The sequence below is a fragment of the Pantoea sp. RCC30.1 genome (assembly GCF_058148845.1).
Window position 1 is genome coordinate 82,499 of record NZ_JBXUHX010000010.1, and the last position, 10,932, is coordinate 93,430.

General features: G+C 54.1%; 5 protein-coding genes. 2 read left to right on the forward strand and 3 right to left on the reverse strand.

Annotated elements, in window-relative coordinates; genetic code table 11:
• Positions 1-133: 133 nt before the first annotated feature.
• Entirely contained in the window at positions 134-2,806 is a 2,673-nt protein-coding gene (gyrA, locus tag AC2LB6_RS11120; RefSeq protein WP_490093532.1) for a DNA topoisomerase (ATP-hydrolyzing) subunit A, read from the forward strand.
• A gap of 462 nt (positions 2,807-3,268) precedes the next feature.
• Entirely contained in the window at positions 3,269-6,121 is a 2,853-nt protein-coding gene (gene rcsC / locus AC2LB6_RS11125; RefSeq protein WP_490093533.1) for a two-component system sensor histidine kinase RcsC, read from the forward strand.
• A gap of 52 nt (positions 6,122-6,173) precedes the next feature.
• Here rcsC and rcsB read toward each other — a convergent pair whose 3' ends face one another.
• Genes rcsB through AC2LB6_RS11140 form a run of 3 tightly spaced genes read right to left on the reverse strand, consistent with a single transcriptional unit; the run spans position 6,174 to position 10,657 of the window.
• Positions 6,174-6,824 (reverse strand): response regulator transcription factor RcsB, encoded by a 651-nt coding sequence (gene rcsB / locus AC2LB6_RS11130; protein ID WP_003854204.1) that lies wholly within the window; start codon positions 6,822-6,824, stop codon positions 6,174-6,176.
• A gap of 1 nt (position 6,825) precedes the next feature.
• Complete coding sequence (gene rcsD, locus AC2LB6_RS11135) at positions 6,826-9,483, reverse strand: phosphotransferase RcsD (protein WP_490093534.1); 2,658 nt, start codon at positions 9,481-9,483, stop codon at positions 6,826-6,828.
• A 19-nt stretch (positions 9,484-9,502) separates the two neighbouring features.
• Positions 9,503-10,657, reverse strand: coding sequence for an MFS transporter (locus AC2LB6_RS11140; RefSeq protein ID WP_490093535.1), 1,155 nt, complete (start codon positions 10,655-10,657; stop codon positions 9,503-9,505).
• Positions 10,658-10,932 lie beyond the last annotated feature (275 nt).

Genomic DNA, 10,932 nt, shown 5'->3' on the forward strand with positions numbered 1-10,932 from the left:
AACCGCAGTTGGCACACCTTTCAGGGGCAATGAAAAGCGGGGGAAATCGGTGGTTAACGTTCACCAGAGCATTGCAGTGTGATATACTTTCGCACCTTTAAAATCCGGGATTAAGTAGAGGGATAGCGGCTCCATGAGCGACCTTGCGAGAGAAATTACACCGGTCAATATCGAAGAAGAATTAAAAAATTCTTACCTCGGTTACGCCATGTCGGTCATCGTTGGCCGAGCTTTACCCGATGTGCGTGATGGCCTGAAGCCGGTTCACCGTCGCGTTCTTTTTGCGATGAGCGTACTGGGTAACGACTGGAACAAACCCTATAAAAAATCTGCCCGCGTCGTCGGTGACGTTATCGGTAAATATCACCCGCATGGTGATTCCGCCGTTTACGACACCATTGTACGTATGGCCCAGCCTTTCTCCCTGCGTTACATGCTGGTGGACGGACAAGGCAACTTCGGTTCCATCGACGGCGACTCCGCTGCGGCGATGCGTTATACCGAAATTCGCATGTCGAAAATCGCCCACGACCTGTTAGCTGACCTGGAAAAAGAGACCGTCGATTTCGTACCGAACTACGACGGTACTGAGCAGATCCCTGAAGTTCTGCCGACCAAAATCCCTAACCTGCTGGTGAACGGTTCTTCCGGTATCGCCGTGGGTATGGCAACTAACATTCCACCGCACAACCTGCGTGAAGTGATTAACGGCTGCCTGGCATATATTGAAAATGAAGACATCAGCATCGAAGAGCTGATGGAGCACATTCCGGGGCCCGATTTCCCGACCGCCGCCATCATCAATGGTCGCCGTGGTATTGAAGAAGCGTACCGCACCGGACGCGGCAAGATTTATATTCGTGCGCGTGGCGAAGTGGAAGCTGATGCTAAAACGGGCCGCGAGACCATCATTATTCACGAGCTGCCGTATCAGGTTAACAAAGCACGCCTGATTGAGAAGATTGCGGAGCTGGTGAAAGAGAAGCGTGTCGAAGGCATCAGCGCACTGCGCGATGAGTCTGATAAAGACGGCATGCGTATCGTGATTGAGATTAAGCGCGATGCAGTCGGCGAAGTGGTTCTGAATAATCTCTATTCACTGACCCAGTTGCAGACCTCGTTTGGTATCAACATGGTGGCTCTGCATCAGGGCCAGCCGAAGATTATGGCACTGAAGGAGATTCTGGACGCCTTCGTTCGCCATCGTCGTGAAGTTGTTACGCGTCGTACCATTTTCGAACTGCGTAAAGCCCGTGACCGTGCGCATATCCTGGAAGGTCTGGCGATTGCGCTGGCGAATATCGATCCGATTATCGAGCTGATTCGTCGTGCACCCAACCCGGCAGAAGCGAAAGCGGGTTTGATTGCTCAGGCCTGGGATCTCGGTAACGTGTCAGCGATGCTGGAACGTGCAGGCGATGACGCTGCCCGTCCGGAGTGGCTGGATCCGCAGTACGGCATCCGTGAAGGTCAGTACTATCTGACCGAGCAGCAGGCTCAGGCGATTCTGGATCTGCGTCTGCAGAAACTGACCGGCCTTGAGCACGAGAAGCTGCTGGATGAGTATAAAGGTCTGCTGGAGCAGATCGCAGAGCTGTTGCGCATCCTGTCTAACGCCGATCGTCTGATGGAAGTGATTCGCGAAGAGCTGGAGCTGATGCGTGATCAGTTCGGTGATGAGCGTCGCACAGAGATTACTGCTAACACCGCTGATATTAATATCGAAGACCTGATTAATCAGGAAGATGTTGTGGTGACGTTGTCGCATCAGGGCTATGTGAAGTATCAGCCGCTGACCGACTATGAAGCGCAGCGTCGTGGTGGTAAAGGCAAGTCAGCCGCACGTATCAAAGAAGAGGACTTCATTGATCGTCTGCTGGTGGCCAATACCCATGACACGATTCTTTGCTTCTCAAGCCGTGGTCGTCTCTACTGGATGAAGGTTTATCAGCTGCCGGAAGCGAGTCGTGGTGCGCGTGGACGTCCAATCGTCAACCTGCTGCCGCTGGAAGCCAACGAGCGTATTACGGCGATCCTGCCGGTACGTGAGTATACGGAAGGCTTCAATATCTTTATGGCGACCGCCTTGGGTACCGTGAAGAAGACCGCGCTGAAAGAGTTCAGCCGTCCGCGCAGCGCCGGCATTATTGCCGTGAATCTGCGTGATGACGATGAGCTGATTGGTGTGGCGCTGACTAACGGTAATGACGAAGCGATGCTGTTCTCAGCGGCCGGTAAAGTGGTGCGCTTCGCAGAAACCGCAGTCCGTGCGATGGGTCGTACCGCCTCTGGCGTACGCGGCATCAGGCTGGCTGAAGGCGATCGCGTTGTCTCTCTGATTGTGCCGCGTGAAGAGGGTGCCATCATGACCGTGACGCAGAATGGTTACGGTAAGCGTACTGCCAACAGCGAATACCCGACCAAGTCGCGTGCGACGCAGGGTGTTATTTCAATCAAAGTGACCGAGCGTAACGGTCCAGTGATTGGCGCAGTTCAGGTAGTCGATGGCGATCAGATTATGATGATCACCGATGCCGGTACGCTGGTGCGTACTCGCGTGTCAGAAGTGAGCGTCGTGGGTCGTAACACCCAGGGGGTGATTCTGATTCGTACCGCAGAGGATGAGAACGTAGTCGGTCTGCAGCGTGTTGCCGAGCCGGTTGAAGAAGAAGAGCTGGATTCAATCGACGGTAGCGTGGCGGAAGGCGAGGATGATATCGCGCCGGAAGCAGAGATCGACGATGAAGAGATTGCACCGGAAGCGGATGCAGAAGACGAAGACGACGCGGCTGAAGACGAAGAGTAATTTGTCTGACGTGAGCTGAGGTTCGTTGCAGAAACGGCAGGTCAGGGGAAACCCGGCCTGCCGTTTTTTTTGTACCCATGCATGAGGGCTGGACAGAAATGGTTGAGAGTGAGGCGCTGGGAACGGGTGGCTGCAAGATGGGTGCCGCCGAAAGACCCGCTATGCCCGATCGCAAAGGATCCCGCATCCCTGCGGATCGGCCACGCCATCCCTGGCGTGGACGCTTTGCTCTTCGGGCATTGTGGGTCTTTCTTGTTGAAGCAACATTGTTGATTTTAGTTCTTACGAGCGGGCCTGTAAGCAAGCCTTCTTGTTCACTGACAGCTAGCGCTTTCTCTATCCTAAAAGATTCGCAAACCTTCCGCTAAGTCTGTGGTTGGCTGGCTTTTTACGCCCGATAAAGCTAGTGTATGGGCATTAAAAATCGATGATGCGACTAACCTTGCCAACTGCGAGTTACCTTTGAAATATCCTGTCTCTTTCCGCACTACGCTTCGCATCTCGCGCTATCTTTTCCGCGCGCTGGCGCTGCTAATCTGGACGCTGGGTGCCGTTCTTACGGCGTTTTACATCATCAGCGTGCTGCACAATAAAGAGACACAGGTCCGGCAGGAGTTTGGCAGCAACTACGGCACCATTCAGTGGTATGTGCGCCATTCGGCAGACATGATGCGTGAGCTGAAATACATCACCGAGAACCGCTTAACCAACGCCAGCAGTGGTCTGGATGTATTGACCGGCATGATGCCGGGCAAAACCACCCAGCCGCAGTTTACGCCACTCTTTTCAGATGGCGACTGCACCTCAATGAGTAACACCTGGCGCAACTCGCTCGATTCACTCAGCTACTACATCAATTACTGGAAAAGTAACTTCGCTTCATCGTATGAACTGAATCGGGTGTTCTTTATCGGTGGCGAGAGTCAGTGTCTGGCCGACTTCACGATTGGTAGCAACAATGCAGATCGGGACCGCAGCCTGAAATCGTTGCGTGAGAATGTGCTGCGCTATCGCAATAGCAGCGAAGAAGAGCGTCGTAATCCGATGTACTGGATCAACAGCAGTACTCAGCCCGGTGTCGGAACCTTCTACATGGTAGTGCCGGTTTACGTCGCCAATAAATTACAGGCGCTGCTGGGCGTTGAGCAGAATATTCGCCTGGATGAGTTTATTCAGCCTGGCAGCCTGCCGATTATCGCATCTATTACCGATGAAAATTACCGCCCGCTCCTTAACTCGCGGCGCGGCGGGCTGGGCTTTTCACTCGACAATCTGCCGGATGATAAAACCTGGTTCGGTTATCTGAATGGTTATCGTCAGCTGGTCCTGAAAAAGCCATTGCCGCCTTCCGATCTTAACGTGGTGTGGGCGATACCCACCGACGTGATGGTAGACCAGCTCAAGCTGATGATCATTAATGCGCTGCTGCTCAATATTTTCAGCGCCGTTATCCTCTTTACACTCGCCTGGGTGTTTGAGCGGCGGATGTTCCTGCCCGCGGAGGAGAATGCGCACAGGCTGGAAGAGCATGAGCAGTTTAACCGTAAAATTGTCGCCTCTGCGCCGGTCGGGATCTGTATTTTACGCACCAGCGATGGCACCAATATTCTGAGTAACGAGCTGGCGCACAATTATCTGACGTTGCTGACGCAGGAAGATCGCCTGCGACTGAATGAGATAATCGGCGGACAGCAGGTCAACTTTGTTGATGTGCTGACCGGCAGCAATACCAACCTGCAAATAAGCTTTGTGCATTCGCGCTATCGTAATGAGAACGTGGCAATTTGCGTGCTGGTCGATGTCTCGGCGCGTGTGCGGATGGAGCAGTCTCTGCAGGAGATGGCTCACGCGGCAGAGCAGGCGAGCCAGTCAAAATCGATGTTCCTTGCAACCGTCAGTCACGAACTGCGCACGCCGCTGTATGGCATCATCGGTAACCTCGATCTACTGCAGACCAAAGAGCTGCCCAGCGGTATCGACTCGCTGGTGACGGCGATGAATAACTCCTCCAGTCTGCTGCTGAAGATCATCAGCGATATTCTCGACTTCTCGAAAATCGAGTCCGAACAGCTGAAAATCGAGCCGCGTCCATTTGCCCCACGTGAAATCGTCACCCACATCGTCGGCAACTATCTGTCGCTGGTGGTGAAGAAACGCCTGACGCTCTACTGCTTTATCGAACATGACGTTCCGCAGGTGCTGGATGGCGATCCGCTGCGTCTGCAGCAGGTGATCTCTAACCTGCTGAACAACGCGATTAAGTTCACGCACACCGGGTGTATCATCCTCCACGCCTATGTCGCGCAGGGCTATCTGGCCTTCCGCGTCCGTGATACCGGTGTCGGCATTCCAGCCAAAGAGCTGCCACGCCTGTTTGATCCCTTCTTCCAGGTGGGAAATGGCGTGCAGCGTAATTTCCAGGGGACCGGGCTGGGACTGGCGATCTGTGAAAAGCTGATCAACATGATGGACGGTGACATCGAGGTCGACTCCGAGCCGGGCATGGGTAGCCAGTTCATTGTGCGAATCCCGATCTACAAAGGGCAGAAGCCATCACTGATGCTGCTGGAGGATTTACAGGATAAGAAAATCTGGCTGGCGATGCGCAACGAGTATCTTGCGGAGTTCATTACGCGCCAGATTCAGCAGCAAGGCATTCAGGTCGCGGAGTATAACGGTAAGCCAGGCCACGACGATGTGGTGATGACCGATTACGACCTGGAGATAGATGCACCGCTGCGCGCGCTGGTCACGTTTGACGGATCGCATGTGGATATGCCGCGTGAACGTCAGCCGGGACGCTGGATACACTCGACCGCTACGCTGCACGAGGTGCCGGCATTGCTGGCGCGCATCTATCGTATCGCACTGGGTAATGACGCGGCAGATGCCTTGTTGCTGGCGGCACCGGTAGAAGAGAAAGTGCATAACGACGATATCATGGTACTGATTGTCGATGACCATCCGATTAACCGCATGCTGCTGTCTGAACAGCTCGGCACGCTGGGCTATCAGGTGAAAACCGCGCAGGATGGCGTTGATGCGCTTAACGTCCTGAGCCGTAATGAGATCGATATCGTGCTCACCGATGTGAACATGCCGAACATGGATGGTTATCGCCTGACACAACGTTTACGTCAGCTGGGGCATCTCTTCCCGGTCGTCGGCGTGACGGCGAATGCGCTGGCGGAAGAGAAACAGCGTTGTATGGATGCGGGCATGGATAACTGTCTGTCGAAACCGGTGACGCTGGATGTGCTAAAAGTGACGCTGGCAATCTATGCTGATCGGGTGCGCAAAACGCGGATAGGATAAGGCAGGAGAGGGCAGAGGAGAGGCGGTGCAGGGCTGCACCGCCTCCGGTTACTTAGTCTCTTTCGACCTGACTCTGGCTGACAGAAGACAGGTAGTTCAGCAGTGCGATATCGTTATCCACGCCCAGTTTCATCATCGCTGATTTTTTCTGGCTACTGATGGTTTTGATACTGCGGTTCAGTTTCTTGGCGATTTCGGTAACCAGGAAACCTTCAGCAAACAGACGCAGTACTTCGCTCTCTTTCGGTGACAGGCGTTTGTCGCCATAACCACCCGCGCTGATCTTCTCCAGCAGTTTTGCAACGCTTTCCGGCGTATATTTCTTGCCTTTCTGCAGTGCTGCCAGTGCTTTTGGTAAATCGGTAGGCGCGCCCTGTTTCAGGACAATCCCCTCGATATCGAGATCAAGAACGGAACTCAGAATCGCCGGGTTATTGTTCATGGTCAAAACAATAATCGAGAGATCCGGGTAATGGCGTTTAATATATTTAATCAGCGTAATACCATCGCCATACTTCTCACCTGGCATAGAGAGGTCGGTGATCAGGACGTTGGCGTCAAGCTTGGACAGATTATTGATCAGTGCTGTTGAGTCTTCGAACTCACCTACAACGTTGACCCATTCAATTTGTTCCAGAGACTTTCGGATACCGAAAAGGACAATTGGATGGTCATCGGCAATAATTACGTTTAAGTTATTCATCTTATTGGTTACCTTGCTGCAGCAGTTGATTGACGTAAGCGTCAATATCACTGGTGGTATTTGTAATGTTTGAATCGTCACACGCTTTAATGTGGTGTTCTAACTCTTCACAAAGCTGTTTGCCGGGAGTCAGATTGAGCATGGCAAACACGCCCTTAAGGCGATGCGCTGTCTGAGCAAGCGAGGCGTAGTCCTTTTCCGCCGACTCAGTATACAGTCTCTTCACATCAACCGGTACTGTCTCCGTAAACAGCTGGAAATAGCCGCCGCTCATCAATGGCGTGGCCGCGTCGTCTTCCATGTCGTTATCCATCACATCATGCGACAGTTGTTTCTCAATCAGGGCCAGCAATGCATCCAGCATTGCATTACTGAGATTGAAATTGACCCGATACTGCTGGTCGTTCAGTGCATGATGACCCAGTTCATCTTCCGCCAGCAGCAGTGCCCAGCCGCTTAGCTTTGATGGATCGTCGGTCACCATAACATCGTGATCCTGACCGGAGATGCGCTCATCAGGCGTCAGACAACGTGCTCCCCAGTTCTCCAGATGGCGGCAGACGATTTTATGCACGTCTTCCACGGTGATCTCCACCAGCGCGGTCACACCATCCAGAATTTTTTCCTCTTCTTCTTCGCGCTTCTCTTCCAGCACCAGCGGCAGCTGCATGTTGTAGCGCGTGCCGATATCCGCTTTTGCCACGATATCCAGACTGCCGCCCATCTGCTTGCAAAGCTGCTTACACAGGAAGAACGCCATGCCGGAAGCCTGTCCGTAGCGATCCTGACTGGTATCACCCAGGAACGGGAAGTCGACATTCGCCAGTTCATCCACCGTCAGGCCCGCACCGGTATCTACCAGTTCGATGATCACTCTATCGGCCTGCTTTTCGGCAGCCTTAACTTCCAGGGTGATTTTGCCCCAGCGGGTGGTGGTCAGGGCGTAGTGCATCAGCGTGGTCAGCACTTTGCGCAGGGCGCGACGGTCGCCAAAGCGTATCTCGTCATTCGCCAGGTGATTATTCACTACCAGCGACAACCCCTTGCGGCGCATCAGCGGCAGGCTTTCCAGCGCGATCTCATCCAGCAGTTCCTGCAGATTAAAGACGGTCGCATCCGGTGACCAGTCGTGCGCTTCAAGCCGGTTCAGCAGCACGATATCATCCACCAGTCGCGCCAGTCCCTGACTCTCATCGAGCAGGTCCAGCACGGTTTCGTCAGCATCACGCTGGCTGAGCTGCACCAGCTGGGTCACCATCTTCTCAAGAGGCTGATTCAGCGCATGGCCCAGATTGTGAAGCAACTGCTGGCGCATCTGATGGTTGCGATCCAGCACCTGCTGCGCTTTCTGCAGCTTTTTGTTCACCAGCAGCTCGCGATCCTGGTCACGCATCATAAACAGCTGGGTGTGCGGCGACAGTACGCTGCGAGCGTGGCGGATCTCATACACTTCGTTATTGATGGTAGCCTGCAGCACGCCCTGATGCTGGTCGGACATATTAATAATCTTCTGCAGATTGAGGTGAGGCAGAAGATGTTCAGCAATCTTATTGCTCAGCAGGGTGCGGTTGCTGGCAAAGTCATATACCAGCAGGCCGACCGGCAGGCTGGCCACAATCTCTTCATTCAGAACCCGCAGCGAATCGAGTTCAGCACTCTGGTTCTCGCTGGGACGCAGTGACTGCTGGCGCAGCAGCACGATACCTGCCAGCGACAGCAGAAACAGCAGCAGGTTAATCAGCAGCGGCCAGAGCAGGTTGTGCAGGCTGTCGATAATCAGGCGGGTAATCGGCACCTGATAAACCAGCTGCAGCGACGTACTGGGCAGGGTGGCTGTAATCTCGATATTGGGATTAACCACTGAAACACGAGTGTTTTCCACCTCCTGCTGTTCACTGCTGCTGGCCGGCATTGAGCTGTCCTGTCGCAGCTGGAAATTCTCCAGCGGCATGTTCTGCGGAACGATATCGTTCACCGGCAGATCAAAGGCGACGACCGTGGCCAGATGGCCCGGCTGATTAAAGGTGGTGCGCAGCGTGAAATAGTGATCGTTCTGGAAGGCGAGGTGGCGCAGCGGCGAGAAACTCTCGCGCTCATCCAGCGCATTAGCCTGCTGCAGCATCTCAGCGCGACGGCCATCTACCATGGAATTGATGGCGCTCTCTTTGTAGCGCGTCGCCATATCTTTCAGCGGCAGGGTCGAGATCATAATCAGGCTATTGTCCTGACCATTTAAAAAGTACATCGACCAGGTTGGATTTTCCGCGCCCCATAGCGTGTCGAGATAGTTCGACATCCGCATGGTCATGTCCAGCGTGCTGCTGTCATGGGAGCCGAAAATCAGCGCTTCGGTTTTACGGCGGGTTTTTTCCAGATAATAAACGTCAGGACGCAGACGCGTCTCCTGAAGGTTACTACCAGGTGTCGCACCGGCTGCACTGGTAGAGAGGTTTTCATAGATCTGCCAGGTGGCAAAGCGATAGGCGTCAATACGCTTCTGCACGTCACGCGCCAGATCGTCCATGGCATAGCGTTTCCCGGTCAGCCAGGCGTTGACCGAGTTATGCACCATAAAGCCCAGCGCCAGCAGGAGCACCAGATTGAATACCACAAAAAAGCGGGTGACATTGCCGGAGGTCAGTGGAAACTTATACAACATAGCGTGTCAGGTACCTGAATTATCGCGCAACTTTTCGCGCACTGGCGGCTACCGCTAACAGCAACAGGGCGATCACTAAAAATGCGCCGCTGAGACTGATCCATTGCGAAATGAATCCGATTAAAGCCGGACCTGAGAGAATACCCGCATATCCCAGCGTTGTCATGGCAGAAATCGCCAGGTTCGCAGGCATATCCTGTTGATTCCCGGCAGCATTGAACAACATCGGCACCGTGTTGGATAAACCAAAGCCGACCAGCAGGAAAGCGAGCAGGGCGATCTCCGGCCACGGCAGCCAGACGGCCAGACTCATGCCCGCCGCAGCGGTAAGCGCGCCGGTGAGCATCACCGGGTAGCGGCCAAAACGCTGGATGATCTTATCGCCACTAAAACGACCCAGCGTCATCGCAACGGAAAAGACCGCATAGCCAAGTCCGGCCCAGGCGGGTGTCATTTCAGGGTTCTGCAGCAGCAGCAGTGCGCCCCAGTCCAGCACGGCCCCTTCCGCCAGGAAGAGGATAAAGCAAAGCAGGCCAAGAAACGCGACCCAGCCGCGTGGGATCACCAGCCAAGGTTGATCGGGCTGGTGCAGACGTTCATTCATCAACACCGGAAGTCGCCACAGCAGCAGCATCAACATCACTGCCATCACCACCAGCGTGGCGGTCAGCGGGGTAAAAGAGCGGCTCAGCAACAGGCTGACCGTGCCCGCGCCCAGAATCCCGCCCAGACTGAAGAATCCATGAAAGCCGGACATCATCGGTTTATCGGCAGCCTGCTCAACCTGAACCGCCTGATAATTCATCGCCACATCCAGCATGCCCAGCCCGGCACCAAAAAGCATCAGTGCAGCTGCCATCACCAGATGAGATTCTGCCGTCGCCAGCAGCGGCATCATGATCAACACTAACAGCGTAGAGAAGCACATCACCCGACGGCAGCCAAACTTCGCCACCAGCGTGCCGGTCACCGGCATCGCAGCCAGCGAACCTATCCCCAGACAGAGCAGTAATGCGCCCAGTGATGCACCGCTAAGCTGTAGACGATCCCGCGCAAAGGGCACCAGCGGCGCCCAGGCTGACATCCCTAAGCCATTGATTAAGAAGATGGTGCGGGTGCCCCAGTTCAGGCGGCTCTGATGTTTATGTTGTTGTGCAGCGTCCAGTGCGGTCATAAGTCAGATTCATCAATGGTAAAGCGGAAAAGTGTAGCACTGGCCGCGAATCAGTGGCCGTTGCGCCTCTTATCTGAAGGGGTGCAGCAACATCGTATAAATGACAAAACCGGGAGTTTACCGACTTTTGCTGTGCCGCGAATTTTTTCCAGAACTTTCCTGGTATGACCACCACCCATCCGAAGCGACTTAACGCAAATTTCACTTTCGCTTTTCAACGACTTGCCGCTGAAAAATCGGATCAGGACCACGTATAAATGATGGCTGAATCGCAA

Excerpts from the sequence above, each read along its gene's own strand:
- AC2LB6_RS11140 (WP_490093535.1), bottom strand. The coding sequence starts at position 10,657 with ATGACCGCACTGGACGCTGCACAACAACATAAACATCAGAGCCGCCTG.
- rcsD (WP_490093534.1), bottom strand. The coding sequence starts at position 9,483 with ATGTTGTATAAGTTTCCACTGACCTCCGGCAATGTCACCCGCTTTTTT.
- rcsB (WP_003854204.1), bottom strand. The coding sequence starts at position 6,824 with ATGAATAACTTAAACGTAATTATTGCCGATGACCATCCAATTGTCCTT.
- gyrA (WP_490093532.1), top strand. The coding sequence starts at position 134 with ATGAGCGACCTTGCGAGAGAAATTACACCGGTCAATATCGAAGAAGAA.